Raw genomic sequence first — 25238 nt, forward strand, 5'->3', positions numbered from 1 at the left:
AGGGAGATTTAATTGGAATGAAAAATATTACGAATTATCAAAATAAAAAGGTTCTAGTTGTAGGTTTAGCAAAGAGTGGCTTGAATGCAGCCAAACTTTTAAAAGATTTAGGCGCATTTGTGACTGTGAATGATCATAAAAATATTGATGATAACCCTGAAGCTAAAGAGCTTTTGGCTGAAGGAATCAAAGTGATTACGGGCGGACACCCACTCTCTTTACTAGATGAGGATTTTGAGTTAGTCGTAAAAAACCCTGGAATTCCATATACAAATTTACTTATTGAAAAGGCAATGGAAAAAGGTTTACCTATTATTACAGAACCAGAGCTTGCTTATGAAATTTCTGAAGCGCCAATGATCGGGGTTACAGGAACGAATGGTAAGACAACTACAACGACGCTGATTTCATTGATGTTAAATCAAGAAAGAAAGCAAGGACGTGCATTTGTCGCTGGAAATATTGGTGTTCCATCTGTTGCCGTAGCAAAAAAGGTAACCAAAAATGATATTATTGTAGCTGAATTATCAAGTTTTCAATTATGTGGCATTGATAAATTGAAACCAGAAATAGCCGTTATTACTAATATTTATGAGGCACATACGGATTACCATAAAACTCGAGAAAATTATGTGAAAGCAAAAATGAGAATAACTGAAAATCAAGATTCTAGTGATTTTCTTGTTGTCAATTGGGATTTAAAAGAACTTCGTGAACTAGCTAAAACAAGTTCTGCTAACATTGTGCCATTTTCTAGATTAGATGAAATTGAAACAGGGGCTTATGTAAAAGACGGAAATATTTACTATCAGAATGAATTCATTATGAAATCGGATGAAGTTAATATTCCTGGTGAACATAATATTGAAAATGCGCTTGCAGCTATCGTAACTGCTAAAATTAAAGGTGTAACAAATACTGCTATTCAAGAAGTATTATCGACATTTACAGGAGTACGCCACCGTACACAGTTTGTTAGCGCATGGCATAATCGCAAATTCTATAATGATTCAAAGGCAACTAATATTGAAGCAACTGAGATGGCTGTAAAAGGATTTTCGAATCCAATTATACTATTAGCTGGTGGATTAGATAGAGGATTTACGTTTGAAAAATTGGTGCCTGTACTTAAAGCACATGTAAAAGCAATGATTGTTTTCGGTGAAACAGCTGATTTAATGCGAAATGCTGGAGAAGCGGCAGGTATTACTCAAATTAAGCAAGTCACTGATGTTGTTGCAGCTGTTCCCGAAGCATATAAATTAAGTGATAACAATGATATTATATTGTTATCCCCAGCAGCAGCTAGTTGGGATCAATATCCTTCATTTGAAGTACGTGGTGACAAATATATTGAAGCGGTTGAAAAATTAATGCAAGTAGAGGATAAATAAAATGAAAATTATTGTTTCTGGTGGTGGCACTGGCGGGCATATTTACCCTGCGTTGGCCCTTATTGAAGCGCTAAAAGTAAAAGATCCAACGGCTGAATTTTTATATGTTGGGACTGAAAAAGGACTTGAGAGCCGAATCGTTCCAGATAATGGAATTCCATTTAAAACAATTAAAATTCAAGGATTTAAAAGATCGTTATCAGTAGAAAATATTAAGACAGTCCAACTATTTTTAAAAAGTGTGAAAGACGCAAAGAAAATGATTAAAGAATTTAAACCAGACATTGTTATTGGAACAGGCGGTTACGTATGTGGTGCAGTGGTTTATGCTGCTGCTCGATTACATATTCCAACTATTGTTCATGAACAAAATAGTGTTGCAGGTGTAACAAATAAATTTTTGAGCCACTTTGTTGATAAAGTAGCTATTTCTTTTGAATCAGTTGCAGATCAATTTCCTAAGAAAAAAGTTGTTTTCACAGGGAATCCCCGCGCACAACAGGTTGTAAATGAAACAGAAATTGAAGCATTATCGCAATATGGATTATTAGATGATGTACCAACGATGTTAGTTTTTGGTGGTTCAAGAGGAGCTGCGAAAATTAATCAAGCAATGGTTGAAGCAATTCCTGAATTAAATAAAAAACCATATCAAATTTTATTTGTTACAGGTAACGTTCACTACGATAAAATTATGAATGATTTAAACGGGATAGAATTAAATAAAAATATTGTGATAAAACCATATTTAAATAATATGCCTAATTTATTAAGCCATATTTCTGTCATTTTAGGACGTGCTGGTGCAACAAGTATAGCAGAAATAACTGCACTTGGATTACCATCTATTTTGGTGCCTAGCCCTTATGTTACAAATAATCATCAAGTAAAAAATGCAATGAGTCTAGTTGATAATAATGCAGCTAAGCTTATTACTGAGGATAAGTTAACGGGATCAAAATTGGTCATGGTTTCAGATGAAATGATGCTCAATACTGATGTGAGAAGACAGATGGCTAATAATTCACGTAAAATGGGTGTGCCCAATGCTGCAGATAATCTAATTAAGGTTATGGAAGATTTAATCAAAATTAAAGAATAAGTTAGGAGGCCAAATAAGATGTCAAAAAATAAATTCTTAAAAAGAAAAAAAGCTGAATTGACACCTTGGGAGGCCTTACAAGAGAAAAAAAAGAAGAAAAATAAACGATTCGATTTTTTTGGAAACCCCAAAACAATTAGTGACCGATTACCAAAATTAAAAAAATATCAACATCATGCCCTAAAACAAAAATTAATTATTATAATTGGTTCGTTTCTGATTATTGGTTTAATTGCACTATATTTTATTTCACCATTAAGTAAAATACAAAATATTAGTATTTCAGGTGAAAAAACAGTTTCAAAAGTACAAGTAGAAAATGCTAGTAATTTACACATTAATGATCCATTATCCCACGCGTTTTTTAGAAAAAAAGCTATTTTAAAGGATATAAAAAAAGAATTGCCACAGGTGAAGTCACTAACTGTTAGCCATAATAAATGGAATGGTGTTAAACTTTCTATTAATGAATATGATCTTGCAGGATATATTTATAAAAATAAAACATACTATCAATTATTTTTGAATGGGACAATTGGAAGTAAGAAATTTGACCAACCAGTGGGGAATTATCCTACGTATTCTAAGTTTAATCAAACAAATATATTGCAAAAAATGGTTAAACAATATAAAAAAATTCCGATGAAAATCAGAAATGGAATATCAGAAATCGATTATCAACCATCCAAAGTGAATAATCAGCGAATATATATATACATGAATGACAGAAATAAAATTATTGCTAATATTGATAATTTTGCCGATAAAATGGCTTTCTATCCAAGTATCTCATCTAAAATGAAGAAAAAAGGTGTCGTTGATTTAGAAGTGGGTGCATATTCTTATCCATATAATAAGAAAAGTTAACAAAGTTGGTATGGCCTATGGGATATCCTTTCTAAATCAGGTCTTAATGTGGTAAAATATGAGTACTATATCTTATAAAAAATAATATTAAAAGCAAGCTGTAAGGAGGTTCTTTTTCAGATGGGTAACGCAGGTATATATGTGGGGTTAGATATCGGTACGACATCAATTAAAGTTATCGTTTCTGAATACGTTAATGGTCAATTGAACGTAATTGGTATTGGTAATGAACGCTCACAAGGTTTGAATAGGGGAATTGTAGTCGATATTGATAAGGCTGTAATTTCAGTACAAAAAGCTATTAAACAAGCTGAAGAAAAAGCAAATATTCAGATTCACGAAGTACATGTTGGTATTCCTGCTAATTTATTACAAATTATTCCTTGTAACGGCATGATTGCCGTTTCAGATGAATCAAAAGAAATTACAAATGAAGATGTTGTGAATGTTGCGAGTGCAGCATTAGTTCAAAATTTACCACCAGAAAGAGATATCATTGATATTATTGCTGATGAATTTGTAGTTGATGGATTTGATGGCATTAAGGATCCTCGTGGTATGATTGGTGTGAGATTAGAAATGCATGGATCAGTTTATACTGGCCCAAAAACAATTATTCATAATTTAAAAAAATGTGTTGAAAATGCTGGGCTAACTATCAGAGAAACAATCGTGAACCCATTAGCACTTGCATCAGTTGCGATGTCAGATGGCGAAAGAGACTTTGGTACTGTACTTATTGATCTCGGTGGTGGTCAAACGACTGCTTCAGTGATTCATGATCATAAGTTGAAATTTACATACGTGGACCAAGAGGGTGGCGATTTTGTCACGAAAGATATCTCAGTGGTTCTTAATACATCTGTTGAAAATGCTGAAAAATTGAAACGCAATTATGGATTTGCTAATTCTGAGTTAGCATCAGAAGATGATGTTTTCCCAGTTGATGTTGTTGGACAAAGTGAGCCAATCAATATCTCTGAAAAATATTTAGCAGAGATTATTGAAGCAAGAATCTCTCAAATCTTAGATAAAATAAAAAGTTCATTAGATGCTATCAAGGCGTTAGAATTACCAGGTGGCGTTATCTTAACTGGTGGTCTTGCAGCTTTACCAGGAATTACAGAATTAGCATCAGAAATTTTGCAAGTTCAAGTTAAAACCTACGTCCCTGATCAAATGGGATTACGCTATCCTTCATTTGCACAAGCCTTAGGATTGATTAATTATGCAGTCGAGCAAGATGAAGTCACATTATTAGTGAAAAGTGCAATGGGACTTGATATTGATCAATTAAGTTATAGTATTGTTGAACCAGACAACGAAAAACCTAAGAAGCAAGAAGTAAAAAACAAAGTTAAAAAAACTAGAAAACCAAAAACATCAGGGGATCCATTAAAATCAGTTAAAAACTTTTTTAATGAATTTTTCGATTAAATAGGAGGAAGTAAGTAATGGAATTTTCTTTGGACTCAAGTGAAGATAAAGGCGCAGTAATAAAAGTAATTGGTGTCGGTGGCGCTGGTGGTAATGCTGTTAATCGTATGATTGATGAAAATGTTTCAGGTGTTGAGTTTATTGCATTAAATACTGATGTTCAGGCATTGGAAAGCTCAAAGGCAGAAATTAAAATTCAATTGGGTCCTAAATTGACTCGTGGATTAGGTGCTGGTGCAACTCCAGATATTGGTAGTAAAGCTGCACAAGAAAGTGAAGAAGCAATTATCGAAGCTATTGATGGCGCTGATATGATTTTCGTTACTGCTGGAATGGGTGGTGGAACAGGAACAGGAGCTGCTCCTGTTGTAGCTAAAATCGCTAAAGATCAAGGCATTTTAACAGTCGGAATTGTAACACGTCCATTTACATTTGAAGGACCTAAACGTAGCCGTTTTGCTGCTGAAGGAATAGCTAATCTGAGAGATCAAGTTGATACGTTAGTTGTTATTGCTAATAACCGTTTACTTGAAATCATTGACAAGAAGACACCGATGCTTGAAGCATTCCAAGAAACAGATAATGTTTTACGTCAAGGTGTTCAAGGTATTTCTGAATTAATTACATCACCCGGTTTAATTAATTTAGATTTTGCTGATGTTAAAACAGTGATGGCTGATCAAGGAACTGCATTAATGGGAATTGGATCTGCTACTGGTGAAAATAGAACTGCTGAAGCAACAAAAAAAGCAATTTCTTCGCCATTACTCGAAGTTTCAATTGATGGTGCAAAACAAGTTCTACTTAATATCACCGGTGGTGCTGATATGAGTCTTTTCGAAGCGCAAGAAGCTTCTGAAATTATTTCACAAGCTGCAACTGATGAAATTAATATTATTTTTGGAACGTCAATTAATGAAGACCTAGGTGATGAAATCGTCGTAACAGTTATTGCAACTGGTATTGATGATGTTAAAGAAGAAAAAAAAGCCACAGTTCGTACACGAACATTACCAAGAACTGATGCACCTAAAGCAACATTAGCTGAAAAGCAAGAAGATCGTTTTGACGATTGGGATATTATGCACCCATCAAGTCAACCTGAAGAAAAAAAATCAACAGAATTTGAAAATGTTGAAAAACCAAATTTTGATGTCTTTAAGAATGATATCAAAACTGATGATTTAGCAACAAATAATGATGATAGTTTAAGTACACCACCGTTTTTCAGAAAACGACGTAAAGATTAATTAAATGAATCAATGGGGAGGTTACGGATATTATGGCTTTTGAAAAAATTGGTCGTTTTTTTGGGTTAGCTGAAGAAGATGATTTTGAAAATGATGATTACCAAACCGAAGAGTCTATGCGGACTTCGTCATTGAATCAAAGTAATAAAGTCGTTTCGATAAATGGTAAATATAGTCAACCACAAAAAATTAATTTATTTGAACCTAGAATTTATTCTGATGTTAAGGATATTGCAACGCATTTAATGCAAAATCAAGCAATCGTCGTAAATTTTCAAAAAATGGATGAAGTTCAATCTAAACGGATTGTTGATTTCTTGTCCGGAACAATTTTTGCTATTAACGGAACAATTCAAAGAATTGGCGATAATATTTTTCTTTGTACACCAAACTCATTTACTGTTGAAGGAAATATGGCAGATAATATTTTTGAAAAATTCGAATAAAAGAAAAATCGAGGTATACAAATGATTGAGTTTATTACATTTCTAGCTAAAGTGATTACGTGGGCTTTTGATGCTTATGAGCTAGCAATTATCATTTACGTTTTAATGTCATGGTTTCCAGGCGCTTATAATACGCCGGTTGGCCATTTCTTAAGTAAAATTTGTCAACCATACCTTGCATTTTTTGACCGTTTTATCCCGGCAATTGGGGGTATTAGTTTTTCACCAATTATTGCGATAATCGCGCTAAGCTTCATCCAAAATGGGGTTATGGGACTTCTGACTACTTTGATTCGTCTTTATGTTGGAGGCTAATGATATATGAATGATACAATTTACCAACATTTCAGGTCCGACGAAAAAGAAATTATTGATACATTGTCAGATTATATCGAGCAAGCTAAATCAGAGTACAGGGCAGTTCTAACTCATTTTTTAAATCCTAGAGAGGCACATATTGCGACCTATCTATTAGGCCAAAATGACGAAATTAGTTTAAAATTATTTGGTGGCACGAAAGAAGCTGAACGAAAAAGATTACTTTTTTATCCAGCGTATTTCGATGTTCAAGATAGTGATTTTGATTTACAACTTATTGAAATTAAGTATCCAATAAAATTTGCTACCTTAAAACATGGACAAATTTTGGGAACTTTGGCTAATGCGGGATTAGATAGAGAAGTACTTGGTGATATTTTAACAGATGGTCAGCAATGGCAGGTTGTTGTTGAAAAAAAGATGGCTAATTATTTGATTAGTCAAGTTGATCGTATTGGTAAAATTAAGGTATCACTTGAAGAGATTCCTTTTTCACAAACGGTGAGTGTCACAGATGAGTGGCAATCGCAAAATGAATTAGTTTCATCGTTACGAATCGATTCAGTCATATCAGCTGTTTATAATATGTCTCGACAAAACGCCAAAAATTTAGTTAATTCTGAAAAAGTTAGTTTAAATTGGCAAGTTATTAATAAGCCTGATTATGAATTAGCAGAGTTTGATGTTTTGTCAATTCGTGGTTTTGGACGAATCAAGTTAGATTTTATTGCAGGTATGACTAGAAAAGATAAATATAAATTAGAGTTATCAATATTAAAAAAATAAATTTTGAAGGACGTGCAAAATGACTTTAAGTCCATTAGATATTCATAATAAAGAATTTAACGTAAAATTACGAGGCTATGATCAAGACCAGGTTAATGATTTTCTAGATAAAATTATTAAAGATTATGAAATAACGTTAAAAGAAAATGAAAATTTAACTGAAGAAGTTAAAACTAGTAATGAAAAGTTAGAATACTTTAATGATTTAAAAGATTCTTTAAATCAATCAATTATTGTTGCTCAAGAAGCTGCTGATCGCGTTAAGGTTAATGCTAAGCGTGAATCTGAAATTATTAATAAAGAATCACAAAAGCAAGGTCATGATATTATTGATGAAGCGAATGAAAAAGCTAAACATATTATTGATATGGCTTCAGAAAAAGCTAAAAAATTAGCTGTTGAGACTGATGACTTGAAGAAACAAGCACGTATTTTCCGTCAACGTTTAAAAGTTATGATGGAATCACAATTAGAAGTTGTTAAAAGTTCTGATTGGGACGAAATTTTAAAACAAGGCGAGACAAGCACATATTCTGAAATTCAAGACGTTTTAAAACGTGAAGAAGACAAAGAAAAACGTGAAGCCAAAGAAATAAAAGAATCAGTTAATAATAATGACGATATTGTTGTTACAGAAATTATTGCTGAATCAGATGCAAATGAAGATTCTGAGCAAAATGATCAAGATACAATGGTCATTTTCCCAGATAATAAATAAATTTGAGAATAACAATTATATGATACATTTTTAGCGAGTCGATGATAGTGGAAGGTCGATAATAAGTATTATATAATTTATCATCTCAACGATTTCATTAAACTGAAATGATCAAGTAAGTTTAATCGGCTTCATCTCCGTTATCACGATGATTGAGTGAAATTTAACGTTATATAATGTTAAGTTTCTAAATTTGGGTGGTAACACGAAGACTTCGTCCCTTGTAACGGAGTCTTTTTGTGTATAATGAAATAAAATAACTTTTAAAAGGAGTTTATAATATGAAAATGAAAGAAACCTTAAACTTAGGTAAGACAGAATTTCCAATGCGTGGAAATTTACCAGTTAAAGAAGCAGAGCGTGAAGATGCATGGAGACAAAACGGTGTTTATGAACTAAGACAAAAGTTAAATGAAAAGAAACCAAGTTTCATTTTACATGATGGACCTCCATACGCTAATGGTAATATCCATATGGGACATGCTTTAAATAAGATTACGAAGGATATTATCGTTCGTTCAAAATCAATGATGGGCTTCAGATCACCTTTTGTTCCTGGCTGGGATACTCATGGCCTTCCTATTGAACAACAATTGGTTAAACAAGGTGTTGATCGTAAAACCATGTCAAAAGCTGATTTTCGTGAATTATGTGAAAAATATGCTTTGGAGCAAGTTAATTTGCAACGCGAAGATTTTAAACGTTTAGGCGTTGCAGCTGAATGGGATAGCCCATACATGACTTTACAACCTGAATTTGAAGCTGAAGAAATCAGAATGTTTGGTGAAATGGCTGAAAAAGGTTACATCTATAAAGGTAAAAAACCAATTTATTGGTCACCATCGTCTGAATCAGCATTAGCTGAAGCAGAGATTGAATACCACGATATTAAATCACCATCAATGTATATTACATTTGATGTAGTTGATGGGAAAGATATTTTAGATACAGATACAAAAATGATTATCTGGACAACAACACCATGGACAATTCCAGCTAATTATGGTGTCGCTGTACATCCTGATTATAAATATATCCAAATTAATGCTGATGGGAAAAAATATGTTGTCGCTGAAGAACGTTTAAATATTTTAAAAGAAGAATTTGATTGGGAAAATGTTGAAGTATTAAAAGAATTTTCTGGTCGCGATATGGAATATATGACAGTGCAACATCCATTATATGATCGTACATCATTAGTTATTCTAGGTTACCATGTTACTTTAGATTCTGGTACAGGACTTGTTCATACTGCTCCAGGACATGGTGAAGATGATTTTATTGCTGGACAAAAGTATAAATTACCCGTTGTATCTGTTTTAGATGAAAAAGGTGTCATGAATGAAGATGCGCCTGGATTTGAAGGGATATTTTATGATAAAGCTAATCCATTAGTAACTGATGAATTGAAAGAGAATGGTCATTTACTTAAACTTTCATTCTTTACGCATAGTTATCCACATGATTGGCGTACAAAAAAACCTGTTGTTTTCCGTGCAACGGCACAATGGTTTGCATCAGTAGAGATGTTCCGCGATGATATATTAAAAGAAATTGAAAAAGTTGATTTTAAAAACGAATGGGGTAAGGTTCGTCTTTACAATATGATTAGAGATCGTGGCGATTGGGTGATTTCACGTCAACGTGCTTGGGGCGTTCCATTACCTATCTTCTATGCAGAAGATGGGACACCTATCATTACACCAGAAACAATTGAACATGTTGCTCAATTGTTTGAAAAAAATGGATCAAATATTTGGTTCAAAAATGATGCTAAAGCACTACTTCCTGAAGGATTTACAAGTGAACATAGTCCTAATGGTGAATTTACAAAAGAAGAAGATATCATGGATGTTTGGTTTGATTCAGGTTCTTCACATCGTGGAGTGCTAGGTAAACGTGATAATTTAACGTATCCTGCAGATCTATATATGGAAGGTTCAGATCAATATCGTGGATGGTTTAATTCAAGTGTTATTACATCCGTTGCAACTAATGGAATTGCACCATACAAACAGTTGATGTCACAAGGATTTGTACTTGATGATAAAGGACATAAGATGAGTAAATCGCTTGGGAATATCATTTTACCAAGTAAAGTTATTAAACAATCAGGAGCTGAGATTATCCGATTATGGACAGCATCAGCAGATACATCTTCTGATATCGCTGTTTCAATGGATATTTTAAAACAAGTCTCTGAAACATATCGTAAGATTAGAAATACATTTAAATTTATTTTGGCTAATACAACTGACTTTGATCCAAATGAAAATGCAATTGCATTTGATGAATTGGCATCAGCAGATAAGTATATGTTAATTAAATTAAATACATTTTCAAAAGAGGTTTTGGATGATTATGCTGAATATGATTTCTTAGCAATTTACAAAAAAGTGATTACATTTATTTCAAATGACTTATCAGCATTCTATTTAGATATTGCAAAAGATATCGTTTATATTGAAGCTGAAGATAGTTTTGAAAGACGCTCAATGCAAACTGTTCTATACCAGATTGTAACAACAATGGCTAAGTTATTAACACCTATCTTGCCACATACAACTGAAGAAGTTTGGGACTATTTGAAAGAACCAGAAGAATATGTTCAATTAAGTGAAATGCCAGAAGTTGCCCATTTTGATGGTGAAATTAAAATTGTTGAAAATTGGCAAGCATTCATGAAAATTCGTTCATATGTCTTAAAGGCTTTGGAAGATGCGCGTGATGCAAAATTAATTGGGAAATCATTTGAAGCAAAAGTTATTTTATATGTGAATGATTCTGATAAAGAATTACTTAACGTACTTGATACGGATATCCGTCAACAATTGATTGTTTCTGATTTAGAAATTTTATCTATTGATGATGTTCCAGAAGATGCAACTAATTTTGATAACTTAGCTGTTAAAGTTGAAGTAGCTAACGGTGAAGTTTGTCAAAGATGTCGTATGGTTAAGACTGATGTTGGGGAGGATACTGCGTTACCAACGCTCTGTCATCGTTGTGCAACGATTGTTGAACAAGGTTATCCAGAGGCAGTTACAGAAGGTTTTGAAAATTAAATATTTCAAAAAAGGAATAACGTAGAGTTATTCCTTTTTTTGAGTCAAATTGATTACAATCCTAAAAATATAGCGTAATATGTAAGGTATACAATTATAGTGAGAGCAGGTGTTCAATGTGGAATTAGTAAAAGTACATGGATCAGAAAACGATTTTTTTCTTTTAGATCAAACTAAATTAGAGACAGCATTATCAGATGAAAAATTAAAGAATTTAGCAATTCAAATGTGTGATCGAGAATCTGGATTACACGGTGGCTCAGATGGCATTTTAGTCGTTGATAAATCAAGTCATAATGGTGTTCTAGGTCAAATGAGAGTCATCAATGCTGATGGTACAGAGGCTAGTATGTGTGGAAACGGTTTAAGAACTGTTGGGCGCTATTTAGAAACTAAATTTGGACAAACAGAATTTAAAGTTGAGACAATGCATGCTGATTTAGATGTTAAGAAAGCACCAAATCTTCAGGCAGGCGTTGCAGCTTACAATGTCGAAATTTCACCTGTTAGTTTTGAGTCACAAACGTTACCAATGTTTTTACAAAGACAAACATTGGTAGATGAAATTATTCCTGAATTTTCACAAACGTTAAAGTTTTCAGCTGTCTCGGTACCAAATCCGCATTTAATTACTTTTGTTGATCATACAACGTTACAAGGACCGGAACTTGAAAGAATTGCAACTTATTTAAACGGTGAAAATCCGTATTTTCCAGATGGTGTTAACGTTAGTTTTGTTGAAAAATTAGATAATAAATCAATTTTTGTTAGAACTTATGAACGCGGAGTTGGGTTTACTAATGCGTGTGGAACAGCAATGTCTGCTTCAAGTTTAATGTTTGTTCTGTTAAGTGAAGGTAAAGTGCCATTTGGAACTGAAATTAATGTAAAAAATCCTGGTGGTATGGTTAAAACTGTTGTGCATCAAGATGAGAGTGGCAATTACTGGATGTCTCTAATTGGTAATGCAACTAATGTTGCGAATATAACAATTGAGTTAGCTGATGCTCTGAATGGTGATTTTTCTAAGGCCAAATGGATATCAACTAATGAACAGGATGCTTATTTAAAGTTTATATTAAGTATTATGTAATTTTATGGGGGTAAAAGACATAAATGACTGTCTTTTATCCTTTTTTTAATTTAAAATAAAGGGAAACGCTTGAGGAAATTTAATGAAAAAATGGATCATTGGAATTTGTTTAATGCTGATAATAATTGGCTTTGTTATTTTTGGCATTAGTTATTATTTATTTGAATATGCGGAGACACCAACCAATAAGGAATTTATTAATTCAGAACCTAAAAGTGCTGAGTTAAAGAAAGAATACACTTGGTTAAAACAAGTTAAAAAATTAAATTGGCAGATCAAATCTGAAGATAATTTAAAGCTTAAAGCAATTTATGTTCCTGCAGAAAGTAAAACTAATAAAACAATATTTGTTGCTCATGGATTTATGGGAAAGAAAGAAGAAATGGTCCGCTTTATTCATTTTTATCATGACAAAGGCTATAATGTTCTTGCACCAGATGCAAGAGCACATGGCCAAAGTCAAGGTGATTATATTGGTTATGGTTGGTTAGAGAGAAAAGATAATTTACAGTGGCTTGATAAAGTAATTAAATATAAAGGTACAGATTCAAAAATTACTCTATTCGGTGTTAGTATGGGTGGCGCAACGGTTATGATGTTGAGTGGAGAGAAAAAATTGCCTTCACAAGTTAAGGCAATTATTGAAGACTGTGGCTATACAAGTGTGGCTGATGAGTTAACTTATCAGTTGAAACAGATGTATAAGTTACCTAAAATCCCTATTATCCCTATTGCTAGTCTGATATCAAAAGTTAAAGCAGGTTACTCATTTTATGAAGCAAGTTCAATTAAGCAATTAAATCATAATAAGTTACCTGTGTTATTTATTCATGGTAGTGACGATAAATTTGTTCCGACTGAGATGATTTATCAAAATTATGCTGCGACAAGAGGACCTAAAGAAATTTTCATTGCACATGGTGCTAAACATGCTACGTCATTTACAAAAGATAAAGTTGAGTATGAAAAGAAAGTAACTCATTTTTTAAAACAATATTTTAACTAGGAAAAGTAAAATAACGAGGTTAATTAAATGAATTTAGAAGAAAAAGTTTTATCAGAAGAATTAATATTCAAAGGACATGTTATAGAAGTTGTTAATGAGACGGTTAAACTACCAAATGGTGAACAATCAAATAGAGAAATCGTACATCATCATGGTGCTGTAGGTATATTAGCAATAACGGATGAAGAAAAAATTGTTCTAGTTAACCAGTGGAGAGCACCTATTAGGAAGACATCATTAGAAATTCCGGCCGGTAAAATTGATGGCGATGATCATAATTTAATCGAGACTGCAACACGTGAACTGAATGAAGAAACACGCTATGAAGCTAAACATTTAGCTGAAATATATGGGTTTCATTCAGCATTAGGATTTGCGGACGAATATTTAACGCTATTCTATGCGACTGGATTAGAAAATGTAGATAACGAGTTACCTCAGGATATTGATGAATTTTTAAATGTAGTCGAATTGACGTTTAATGAGGTTCAAGCTAAAATTAAATCTGGTGAAATAACTGATGTTAAAACTATTTTAGCGGTTAATCATTGGGAAATTGAACGATTAAAAGGTGAATTACATGGATGATGAAAAAAAGTTATCGAGAAGTGAATATCAGAGATTACAAGAATTAAAGAATGATCCTGAATTTCGACAAAAAGAACGTCAACGAGTTGAAAAGGAATACCAAGATGAACATCCAACAAGAAGCTCATCTTCAGAACAACCAGAAAAAACAAATAAAAAAAGTAAATTAAACCAATTTTTGAATTGGACAATTGTATTTTTAGTTATTGCAATTGTAATTGTATTTTTAGCTTTATTCTTATTACCTTAGATATTAATAAAAAATGGAGGGTAACAACATGATTTACGGTATTTTATGTGCAATGGAGGAAGAAATTCTTTCGCTTAGAAGTCATCTAGAGAATAGAAAAGACAAAGAAATTGGCGGGATTTCATTTTATACAGGCCAAATTAATGGAAAAGAAGTTGTTTTGGTTAGATCTGGTATTGGTAAGGTACAAGCAGGGATGACAACAGCCCTTTTAATTGCAGAATTTGGAGTAACAGCCGTTATTAATTCTGGTTCAGCTGGTGGTATTGGTAATGGACTTAAAATTGGAGATGTGGTCTTAGCCACAGAAGTTGCCTATCATGATGTTGATGCAACAGCTTTTGGATATGAAATTGGTCAATTACCCCAACAACCAACTAAATACTTGGCAGATACAAATTTAAACGATGCAATTAAAAAAGCGGCTCAAGAAAATGATTTAAGTATAAAACCAGGACTAATTGTATCTGGTGATCAATTTATAGCAAGTCAAGCTCAGACAGATGTCATACTTAATCATTTTCCTGATGCTCTTTGTAGTGAAATGGAAAGTGCCGCAGTTGGTCAGGCAGCACACCAATTTGGTATTCCATTCACTATTGTTAGAGCGATGTCAGATGTTGGCGATGAAGAAGCTGGACAAACATTTGATGATTTTATTATTGAAGCTGGTCAAAAATCAGCACGAATGATTCTATCATTATTAAGCTAAATTAAAAGGAGATAAACTAAATTAATGTCAGGAATATACTTAGATAACGCAGCAACCACACCAATGGCAAATGAAGTCGTTGAAGTGATGACAGATATGATGAAGAGCACCTTCGGGAATGCCTCAAGTACACATCAATTTGGACGTTCAGCACGAATGGTGCTTGATGATAGTCGACAAATTATTGCAAATAGTATTCATGCAAAAGAATCAGAAATCATCTTTACAAGTGGTGGTACTGAGAGTGATAATATGGCTATTATGCAAACAGCTATTCAGAGAAAAACATTAGGTAAGCATTTAATCACAACAGCAGTAGAGCACCAGGCTATTTTAAAAACAATGAAATATTTAGAATCAATTGGATTTGAAGTTACTTATTTACCAGTTAATGAAGATGGTGTTATCAATATAGTCGATTTTAAAGAGGCTTTAAGAGATGATACAATTCTTGTTTCAATCATGATGGGTAACAATGAGACGGGAAGTCATATGCCAATTCATGAAGTTGGTGAGATTTTAAAGGATCATCAAGCTTGGTTCCATACGGATGCTGTTCAAGCTTATGGACTACTGGATATAGATGTTAATGAGGATCATATAGATATGTTATCAACATCAGCCCATAAATTGAATGGGCCTAAATTTTTAGGCTTTCTCTATAGAAGAGAATCTATATTTTTCCCTCCCTTTATTAAAGGTGGGGAGCAAGAAGACAAGAGACGAGCAGGGACAGAAAACATACCAGCAATTGCAGGTTTTGCTAAAGCTGTTTCTTTAATCTCAGATGATGAAAAACAAGTACGACAATTAAAGTATCAAGGCTTCAAAAAGCAAATTATAGCGGGATTAGATGATAACCATATTGATTTTGAAATTAATGGGACACTCTCAGATGATAACTTACAACATGTCTTTAATATTTGGATAAAAGGTATTCAAACTGAAGTATTACAGACCCGGTTAGATTTGGCAGGTATTGCTGTTTCTGGTGGCTCTGCATGTACTGCTGGTAATCTCGAACCTTCACATGTATTAATGGCTATGTACGGTGAAAAGAGTCCGAGAGTCACAGAATCTATTCGATTGAGTTTTGGAAAAGATAATACAGCTGAAGAGATAGATACTTTTATAGTACAATTAGTTAGAATAGTTGGTAGATTGAAAAAATAGGGGGAATTTAATAATGGCATTTGAAAAAAGTATTCAACTTTTAGGAGATACAGTAACTTATGAATTGAGTTCTGATGTAAAAAAATATACGTTAAGAGATTTAGGATTTGCAGAAACTAAAGCAGGTAATTTTCAATTGGAGAGATCTTTAGATCCTAATTCACCTTTCAATAAGGGCATTAAAGTTAAAGTTATCGTTGATAAGTCATTAACTGGATTTAAAATGTCAACGACGACTGCTAATGGACTTAAAGCAGTTAATATATTTCATGGTGAAGATAAAAAAGCTGAAACTGAACAATTTGATTATGTGATTGGTCAATTAATTGATAGGGATGTTTTGAAAAAGGTATTGTCAAAATGACAATACCTTTTTTATTATTATTAATAGTATTTTATAAGGGTATATTAACTATGAAGTATTATAAGGATGTTTTTGTATGTACGTTTTTAGATTGAAAAGGTATAATAAAGCGTATTCACTATATTCAATAGGAGATGAAATAATGGATTTATATTTGATGAAAGCAGAATCATTATATAAAATATTGATTAAAAAATTTGAAGTATCTTTTGAAGGGTCTAAGGTAGAATTCTCGTTAGATGATTTGTATAGTTTGGGATTGAAATTAAGAAGTAAGAAGTTAATTTCAGATATTGATTTTGAAAAACTTAGAATAGTTGCAATTACTCATGACATAAATAAGTTAGAAGAAATACACCAATATTTTGATGTATTTAAGAAAGATAAAAATATAACAGAATCTGCTCTGGCACAGATGTTAAAAAAATTATCATTTGAAGCAAAAGATTCTGTAATTGATGCAAGTGATTTTAGTGCTTTTAATGAATATATGCACGTAGAACGAGAAATACAACATAGGTTAGAGAAGATAATTCTTAATAAAATACAGAGAGAAAAAAGTTCTTTAACTTTTATTGTAGGAAATGTAGGAGATGGAAAATCGCATCTATTATCTTACATGAATAATCAATATTTTGATATTTTTAAAAAAAATAAAGTATATATACATAATGATGCAACGGAAAGCATTAATCCTAATTTATCATCTATTGATTCGTTAATGGATATTCTCACAAAGAATAAGAATGAAATTGAAGGTTATAAACATGTTATTATTGCTATTAATTTAGGGGTAGTTAAGAGATTACTTCATAAAATAAAGTCAGATTCGACATTAAGTGAAATTACAATTGCATTGAGTAATATAGAAAAAAATAATCAGGAAAATATAGAAGATAAAAAAGTATCAGTGATTTCATTTTTTAATAATGCAAACTTTGAAATTGATGAGACGGGTGTGAACAGCTTATATTATGATCAAATTTTTAAAAAAATATGTTTAAAAGAAGAAAATAATCCATTTTATAATGCTTACAGAAATGATTTAGAAAATGGCTATGATAAAGTTGAACATATTAATTATGAGCTGTTCTTAAATAAGAAAGTCCAAGAAGCAATTAAATATTTATTGATAAGAATTCAAGTTTCTAATGGTATAATCATCTCCACTCGAGATGTATTGAACTTTATTCACGATATTATTATACCAGCAAAGGAAATTAAAAGTAATTACACATCATATTTACCTTATTTATTATTTGAAAGCCAAAATAAGTCTGAGATATTAAAAGCTATTTATTTTCTTGATCCATCACGAAATTCAAATAAAAAAATTGATGAATTTAATGTTGAGGTATACAACTATGATGATGAGTATGTTGATAAAATTGAAGATAAAATTGAAGATAATGAAAGAGCAATTCAAAAAGTTATAGAATCTGTTGGTAAATTAGATACGGATAGACATAAAATTCGAGTTAACACATTTCTTAGAGTTCAATTTTTATTAGATTATCAAAATGAGTTATTTGATAATGAAAATTATTTTTCTTTTCTAAGTATTCTTTCAAAAAATGTAAGACAAATTAAAGAGTTGGCAAAATTGATACAAAGCAATGTATTACGGTGGAACGGTCAAACTGTAAAAGGATTCGCGTTTATAAATAATTTGAGTTTAAAAACTAGAGTTGCAGTGCCATTAAGATTAAACTATGTAGATTTTGAAATTAACAAGTTTGAAATTAATATGTGTTTTAAAGATACAAGTAATGAAGCTGAATATTTTGTTAAAATAGATTTTGAAGATTATGTGCTATTGACAAAAATTCATAATGGATATGTTATTTCTAATATTGAACGGTCAGAGGCAATGAATTTTAACAATTTTGTATTTAACATATTACTGAATACTAATAACAATGAAACTGTTATTGTTGGTAATATAAATGATGGATATCTATATAAAATAGAGAATAATGGGATTGATTATGAAGTATCAGAGGTGAAAATATAATGTCTATTGAATTAGAAAATTTAAAAAAACATTTGGAAATGGATAAAGGAAAGATAAAAAATAATCATCATAAATCAGGACAATTATTACCGTTTATGACCCGTGAGCCAGAGAGAGCAAAATTTGAAAATGGATTTGCACCAATTATAGGTAATTTAGCAAGGATTAGCATTAACAAAGGTGAGATATCAAAGGATACTAAATCCTTTGATAAGGATATAAGTGATGATTTTGATTTATCTAAAATAGGTAATAAAGATAAATTTTTAAAATTATTTTCTAATTCGGCACTTGATGAAATTTATATTCCCAAGTTGCTGGCGTATAAAAAGTCGAACGAAAAAAAAAGTTCAAGTGGAGAATTAAAGATTGCAGCATTTTTAAATTATACACTTGAGCTAGAGAAAAATAATATGTGGATTGAATTTATAAATAAAAAAGATGAGCACAATCTTTATGAAAAAATTATTATAGAAAATTTACATGAACTAACTAATAATAATATAAAAAAAGAAAAATTTGTTTCAATTGGTGACCAAAGTATATTCTTAGATTATTTTAATCATGATTTGAACAATTTTATGAAAAATACAACATTTTTTATGAAAAATATTGATACATTTTTTAGCTACTATTATTTTTTCATAATTAGTCAAATAATAATGAATATTGGAACCTTCGATGAGTTTAATAAAAAAAATATTTTTTTTGCACTTGATACGGAAAAAATATCAGGTTCAAGACCAACAAATGATAGAGGTTATGCTCAAGTTAAAGAAAACGCAACTGATTTGTTAGTTAACGTTGATTTATTAGATTATTTAAATTTATTAGTTCCTAGTGAAAAATTTTATAGTTTATTTCAGTTAACAGATATAAATTTTGAATATTCAATAGAACTTAGAAATAATTTAAGTGAATTTTTAAATGAGTTTTTGGAGGATGATATAAGCATGTCATCTGAAAATAATATAAAGGATAATATAAAACTTTTAAAATTAAAATTAACAAAAAATTTATCCGACGAAACTAAATCTAGATTTTCTAAATCTTTTGAAGCAATAGCAGTAAAATATTTTGTAAAAAGACGTGGTAGACTTGGAAATGTTTTAAACATGACTGATGATACTGTATTGGTGATTACAGCGGGTATAGTTGGTTCAGAAAAAATGCTTGTTAAAGATGTTATTACCGAAATGAGTAATAGAGGAATTTCATTAGATAATATTTCTAAAAGAAAATTAGTAGAAACATATGAAAAAATGAATATTCTTGAAAAATTAAGCGATAGCGGGGATGCACAATATGTCAAACCAATATTATAAATTTTTAATCGAACGGTTATTTAAATGGTTTAAAACCCAAAATATTAGTGCTGGTAGCAGGTATTATTTGAATTTAGATCAAAATAATGAAGTTGTTAGATTCTATAATGCATTTGAAATGAATGATATTATTTCTACTGAAGATTTTGTAATTGATCAAAAGGACGTGCAGTTCCATGGTAAAGTGGTAAATATAAATGGTGTTAACATATTATTTGTTGCAGCAACAGATAAAATGAACTCAGATTTTTTAGTAACACTTAGAAATAGGGTTAGTTTACAATCTGACATATGGAGAAATACGGCACTTTTTATCGTGTGTACTGAAATTCTTGACAGTATATCGGGTGGAGCCATGAATGTTAGTCACGGAAATGGGCCTTTTTCTGTTGATAAAATTAAACACGATTTAAAAAGTGAAATAGAAAAGTCCGGGTTATCGGACGCTAACCAAGTAGTATTAGAAGAGTTTAAAAAGAATATAATTTTGGAAGATTCAATGAACTTAACATTATTAGATTTTGCCAGTATTTTTTCAATTTTAGAAAAATCAGAGATTACTCCGGATGACTATAAAAATATGGGTTATTTTTATGATACACAAATACAAACGTATGATGCTGATAATATTAAAAAAAGATTAAGAGAAAATAAGCAAGATTTTCAAAAGATTGGTGGTTGGCAAGAATATAATACTGTTGAAGATAAAATAGTTAACTACACGCAAGCAGATTTAGAATCAATGAGTATGTTGAAAGAAAAGGATATTTGGATGGATGTCGATTTTTCAAAAATAAAAAGAGGAAAAGAAAAATTAAAAGAATTAAGAAAAGATACAATTATTTATCAATCAGATAAAATAAATAAAGTTAATCCTGATTTAATTATATATGACCGAAGTAGAGAAAATGGTGAAAATAAAAATTCTGTTAAGTACAAAAACAGATTTATTTTAATATTTAAAAATAATATTAATCATGAAAATAATCAATTGATAATAAAACTTCCTTTTGATGATTCTGTGAAGGCATCAAGAATTAATAAAAGTAAGAGCCATATAATTGATGGGAAATCTGCTGAATTTACTGCAGATGGTAATAATTTAAAAATTATTGTAAACGACTTCAATGTGATGGATATATATGGAATTAAGACCTCATATGAACATTCAAAGGCACAGAAATATACATTTCAAATAATTTATTTACCATTTTCTCAAGACATATTTAATAATATATTATCGAGTTATCGTGTAAAAATAACTAAATCTAAGATGGAGATTCAGTTAGAATACGAAAAAAATTATATAATTGGTGGTACAGATTTTATTGATGAGGTTGATTATGATCAGATTAAATATAATGTAATTCCTATTTCAGATGAAGTGGGTGTAAATATTAATTTTGAAAATATTGATTCAGATGAAAGTGAGAATGAATTTAAGCTAGTTAATGAAGGCATTGAAATACCATTTTCAATTTTAGATAATAGTCAGAAGCCGGTTCCCAGAAGTGGTTTGTTTATAGAAAAAAATAGGCGTAAGGCTAATGAAAGTTTAATTTTTGATGGGGCTAAAATAATTAATGGTACAGAAAAATATTATGTCTTTAGTGAAAATAAGAAGTTGTTGAATTATGAAGTAGATATTATTAAACAACAAATATTGTATGCAAAAATAGATGATTCAATTGTCACTAGTATTGAAGTTCAGATACCTGAACAAATAAGAATAGACTATATTCTTATTTGTAAGCTATTAAAAGAAAGAAATACTATTTTAAGTTTAAGTTATTTTGATCAAGAATTATTGAAAGCTCTTAATAAATATTGTGATGATTTTGATGAAGTAATTAATCAAATCTCCGAAGAAAGACTTACATTGGAATTAAAAGATTTATATAAAATGGGTACAGTAGAAATCGATGGGGAAATAGCTTATACACCTTTACATCCAGTATTGATTAAATATCAACTAGAGTTATTAAAAAGGACAGAATTTCAATCTATACCTGAAAATTTTATTCGAACGTTAAATCCAAGTGGATTAGTTCCATATATATCAAAAAATGGGGGACTATTAAAATCAAATTTTGATGATAGTTCGCCTAGATGGTTATTCTTTAATGAATTTAAAAAATCAAAAATATCAGCGATTTCTAGAAATATTATTACTTCTAGAATGTTAGATTTTTATAAGCATTTTCATTATCTTTTTGAAGTAAGTTCTGATTATGCATTAAATGCTTCAATGCATAATATTAACGATGATAAAACAATATTAAAGAGTACGATTGATTTTATGTTAAAACAGCTTCAAAATACTAAACAAGGGTTTAAATTAGAAAATATGCATCCTGTTAATTTATATATAAATAACGATAAAAAAATTCTTAATCCAATATATGACCAATTTAATCAAATTATAACGGCAGCTGATTTTGAAAATTTATTTTCTGAAAAATTTATGGGAGATAAAATTAATGATTATGCTAATGAAGACGTAATTAAAGTATTAAAATCGCGGATTAATATTTATCATAATTTTGTTAGACAACCATATAGTCATGTTTCATTTTATAAGATGGATGTCGAGAGTAATGCCAATAGTTTTAAATCAGATAAGCTGGAAATGAATTATACTTTAGGCGGTCTAATAAGTGGTAAAAAATATAGTCTTGATAAAAAAATGTTTATACAAGGATTCGGTGTAAATATGGATTCAAAATATTTACATCGGCCATTGATCAAATTTATGTATGATTGGAATGCATTTAGTGTAGCCAACAATGCGGAAACAAATGTTTATCAAGCAGGAATTACGAATGTAAATAACATTCCAAGTTTTGAAAGTGAAGATGGTCATTTTGATGATATATTAACGAATATTATGGAAAATAGTAATTGGGTAACGTTATTGGATCCAGATATCAGTTTGGATTATTTTTCGGAACGTAATGATTTATATATTATTCATTATACAGATCAAAGTAACACTTCAAATTATGAGTCAATAACTTTTACAAACCAAATTGAACAATATAGTTTAATTATCAATGATAAGATAGAAAGATATGACAAAACTATAATTAAAAATAAAGAAACAAGTTTAAATATTATTAAATCATTTAACATTATTAATGGAGAATGGCTTCTAAAAATTATCGGAGATAAAACGAATCACAATATAGTGAGGGAAAAGTTAAGTATTATTTCGGCGTATAAAGAATTAATGGGTATTTTAGAAACTGAGAATATTATTTGGGTGCCCATATCGCTAGAAGAGATATTAAGAGTTTCTGGAATGGTTGGCATGAGCCAAAAAGAAGGATTATTTACAGCAAAAAATCTAGGAATGACAGGAGCTACAAGTGATGATCTGTTATTCATGGGTGTTGAAGTAGGAGAAAATTTAAAAATTCATTTGTTTCCTGTCGAAGTTAAAGTTGGACAGAACCATTCGGATGTTATATCTAAGGCAACGTTGCAGGCGGTTAATACGGCAGAAACAATAAATGAGGCGCTGAGGGATGAAAATAAATTTAAATCCGAATATTACCGTAATTTTTTTATGACAATATATTTAGCTAATCTAAAAAAAATGTTTAATAACAAGTTAATAAATGCAGAACTATATAAAAAAATTCAAGATAATGATGATAAGTTATTGAATAATGATTTTATAATTTCAAATGAATTAAACGAATATTATGGCAAGGCTTTCATTGTTTCATTTGGTGATAGAAATGATAGTCGGAGAATTCTTAGAAAGGAATTAGGCGGTAAGAATATAACTGAAATTAAACTTCCTGAGGGTGACGCATACATTTATGCAAGTAAGGGATTAAATGAAATCATCTCAGAAATTAAAAGTGGAAAATTGGGATTTCCGGAAGAAAGCCTTTTAAAAAATATTTTGCATGATGATAGTTATCAAGAAACTATCGATACTGATAAAGGAAAAAATATTATTATAAACAAAGAATTAGATACAGAGTCAGCTTATGAATATTGTGAAAATAAGGATAAAAAAAATTTTGAAGATAACAACGAAATTAAATCTATAAATAGTATAAATGAAAGTCAAAGTCAATATTCGAATATAAATGAACTTTCTGATTTTGAAATAGAATATCCTGAAAATACATTTTCTGAAAAAACTAGAATTAAATTAGGCGTTAAAAAAGGTAGTGTTGATGAAGCTTATTGGGAGTATGGAAATCCAGGGCTTTCAAATAGGCACATGATTATTACGGGTAAGTCTGGGCAGGGGAAGACTTACTTTGTTCAAACATTACTGTATGAGTTGGCTAATAAAAATATTAATAGTTTGGTAGTTGATTATACTGATGGATTTTTGGAAAATCAATTGGATAAAAATTTTGTTAGCAAAATGAGACATGATAATAAAATTCAATTTCACTTAGTTAAAGCGGGGGATAAATTACCTATAAATCCATTTAATCTTCAAGAAATAGATTATGGTGGTGGAACCTTTATTACTGAAGATGTAAATGATATGGCAGACCGAGTATCTCAAATGTTAGATAACGTTTTTGAGTTAGGCACTCAGCAAAGGTATTCATTGAAAACTGCAATAAGTGATGGTTATGCAAGAAACGGTAAATCATTTACCTTTTTACATTTAAAAAATATATTAAGTGACGAAGATGAATTCAAGGATGGGTTAAAAATAGTAGGTAGACTAGATATGTTATTGAGTTCAAATCCTTTCACTTATACTAAAGATTCCAAAAACTGGGAGTCATATTTAAATAAAGATGGAACTATTCATATTTTTCAATTAAAAGGATTTCAACATGATATACAAAAAGTTATTACTGAATTTGTACTTTGGGATTTGTTTAATTATCTTCAAAGTATTGGAAATACAGAAGAAAATCCAATTCCAGTGGTACTTGATGAAATACAAAATTTAAATTTTAAAGATAACTCTCCAACTGTTAAAATTTTAAAAGAAGGAAGAAAATTCGGTTGGTCAGGAATTTTTGCAACTCAATCTATATCAGCTATTAAGGGTGATATCAGTAGTGTCTATAATGCATCTGAGCAAGTTAATTTTTTACCATTGGAAGACCAAGTTAAACTTATTGCGAACACGCTATCTTTAGATAAAGACAGTAATCAACAATATCAATATCTTTTATCTAATTTACAAAAAGGCGAAAGTATTATTAAAGGGCCTATGCTTAATGGTACCAATCAAGTGGTATCACGAATAGAATCTATTAAAATAAGTGGATTTGATGATCGTATAAACTAAGTAAAGTAAATTATGACACACTAGGGTTGTATTAGTATATATTATTGGT

At 30.6% G+C, this 25238-nt stretch carries 20 protein-coding genes; all 20 read left to right on the forward strand.

The window, feature by feature from the left end; genetic code table 11:
• Window positions 1-17: 17 nt before the first annotated feature.
• The 20 genes from murD (at window position 18) to AC1RPX_RS05830 (ending at window position 25189) form a co-directional block, all read left to right on the forward strand.
• Window positions 18-1394: a UDP-N-acetylmuramoyl-L-alanine--D-glutamate ligase gene (gene murD, locus AC1RPX_RS05735; protein ID WP_481761680.1), complete on the forward strand. Its 1377-nt coding sequence runs from the start codon at window positions 18-20 to the stop codon at window positions 1392-1394.
• Between the two features lies 1 nt (window position 1395).
• Entirely contained in the window at window positions 1396-2496 is a 1101-nt protein-coding gene (murG, locus tag AC1RPX_RS05740) for an undecaprenyldiphospho-muramoylpentapeptide beta-N-acetylglucosaminyltransferase (RefSeq protein WP_409022370.1), read from the forward strand.
• A gap of 18 nt (window positions 2497-2514) precedes the next feature.
• Window positions 2515-3363, forward strand: coding sequence for a cell division protein FtsQ/DivIB (locus tag AC1RPX_RS05745; protein ID WP_409022371.1), 849 nt, complete (start codon window positions 2515-2517; stop codon window positions 3361-3363).
• Between the two features lie 120 nt (window positions 3364-3483).
• Window positions 3484-4800, forward strand: coding sequence for a cell division protein FtsA (gene ftsA, locus AC1RPX_RS05750; protein WP_481761681.1), 1317 nt, complete (start codon window positions 3484-3486; stop codon window positions 4798-4800).
• A gap of 17 nt (window positions 4801-4817) precedes the next feature.
• The gene (gene ftsZ, locus AC1RPX_RS05755; protein WP_481761682.1) at window positions 4818-6050 is read left to right on the forward strand and encodes a cell division protein FtsZ; all 1233 of its coding nucleotides are present in this window, start codon (window positions 4818-4820) and stop codon (window positions 6048-6050) included.
• A gap of 32 nt (window positions 6051-6082) precedes the next feature.
• Complete coding sequence (locus tag AC1RPX_RS05760) at window positions 6083-6496, forward strand: cell division protein SepF (RefSeq protein ID WP_481761683.1); 414 nt, start codon at window positions 6083-6085, stop codon at window positions 6494-6496.
• 21 nt (window positions 6497-6517) lie between these two features.
• Window positions 6518-6811 carry a YggT family protein gene (locus AC1RPX_RS05765; protein ID WP_409022375.1) on the forward strand — a complete coding sequence of 98 codons (294 nt, stop codon included), beginning with the start codon at window positions 6518-6520 and terminating at the stop codon, window positions 6809-6811.
• A 6-nt stretch (window positions 6812-6817) separates the two neighbouring features.
• On the forward strand, window positions 6818-7600 hold the full coding sequence (locus AC1RPX_RS05770) for a YlmH family RNA-binding protein (protein ID WP_481761684.1): 783 nt from the start codon (window positions 6818-6820) through the stop codon (window positions 7598-7600).
• A gap of 19 nt (window positions 7601-7619) precedes the next feature.
• The gene (locus AC1RPX_RS05775; RefSeq protein WP_409022377.1) at window positions 7620-8318 is read left to right on the forward strand and encodes a DivIVA domain-containing protein; all 699 of its coding nucleotides are present in this window, start codon (window positions 7620-7622) and stop codon (window positions 8316-8318) included.
• Between the two features lie 281 nt (window positions 8319-8599).
• A complete protein-coding gene (ileS, locus tag AC1RPX_RS05780; RefSeq protein WP_481761685.1) occupies window positions 8600-11383 on the forward strand; it encodes an isoleucine--tRNA ligase in 2784 nt (927 codons plus the stop codon).
• Window positions 11384-11501: 118 nt separating this feature from the next.
• Window positions 11502-12476: a diaminopimelate epimerase gene (gene dapF, locus AC1RPX_RS05785; protein ID WP_481761686.1), complete on the forward strand. Its 975-nt coding sequence runs from the start codon at window positions 11502-11504 to the stop codon at window positions 12474-12476.
• 82 nt (window positions 12477-12558) lie between these two features.
• Window positions 12559-13482 (forward strand): alpha/beta hydrolase, encoded by a 924-nt coding sequence (locus tag AC1RPX_RS05790; RefSeq protein ID WP_481761687.1) that lies wholly within the window; start codon window positions 12559-12561, stop codon window positions 13480-13482.
• A 27-nt stretch (window positions 13483-13509) separates the two neighbouring features.
• Entirely contained in the window at window positions 13510-14070 is a 561-nt protein-coding gene (locus tag AC1RPX_RS05795; protein ID WP_481761688.1) for an NUDIX domain-containing protein, read from the forward strand.
• Window positions 14063-14320 (forward strand): DUF1328 domain-containing protein, encoded by a 258-nt coding sequence (locus AC1RPX_RS05800; protein WP_481761689.1) that lies wholly within the window; start codon window positions 14063-14065, stop codon window positions 14318-14320. The genes AC1RPX_RS05795 and AC1RPX_RS05800 overlap by 8 nt, the downstream gene beginning before the upstream one ends.
• A 28-nt stretch (window positions 14321-14348) precedes the next feature.
• Window positions 14349-15032, forward strand: coding sequence for a 5'-methylthioadenosine/adenosylhomocysteine nucleosidase (locus AC1RPX_RS05805; protein ID WP_481761690.1), 684 nt, complete (start codon window positions 14349-14351; stop codon window positions 15030-15032).
• 24 nt (window positions 15033-15056) lie between these two features.
• A complete protein-coding gene (locus AC1RPX_RS05810; protein ID WP_481761691.1) occupies window positions 15057-16205 on the forward strand; it encodes a cysteine desulfurase family protein in 1149 nt (382 codons plus the stop codon).
• Window positions 16206-16218: 13 nt separating this feature from the next.
• The gene (locus AC1RPX_RS05815) at window positions 16219-16569 is read left to right on the forward strand and encodes a DUF1831 domain-containing protein (protein ID WP_481761692.1); all 351 of its coding nucleotides are present in this window, start codon (window positions 16219-16221) and stop codon (window positions 16567-16569) included.
• 142 nt (window positions 16570-16711) lie between these two features.
• Window positions 16712-18583: a DNA phosphorothioation-dependent restriction protein DptF gene (gene dptF, locus AC1RPX_RS05820; protein ID WP_481761693.1), complete on the forward strand. Its 1872-nt coding sequence runs from the start codon at window positions 16712-16714 to the stop codon at window positions 18581-18583.
• Window positions 18583-19908: a DNA phosphorothioation-dependent restriction protein DptG gene (gene dptG / locus AC1RPX_RS05825; RefSeq protein WP_481761694.1), complete on the forward strand. Its 1326-nt coding sequence runs from the start codon at window positions 18583-18585 to the stop codon at window positions 19906-19908. Before dptF ends, dptG begins: the two co-directional genes overlap by 1 nt.
• On the forward strand, window positions 19889-25189 hold the full coding sequence (locus AC1RPX_RS05830; protein ID WP_481761695.1) for a helicase HerA domain-containing protein: 5301 nt from the start codon (window positions 19889-19891) through the stop codon (window positions 25187-25189). The genes dptG and AC1RPX_RS05830 overlap by 20 nt, the downstream gene beginning before the upstream one ends.
• Window positions 25190-25238: the final 49 nt, after the last annotated feature.

The organism is Dellaglioa sp. CoH-56-MRSF-14 (genome assembly GCF_056782115.1).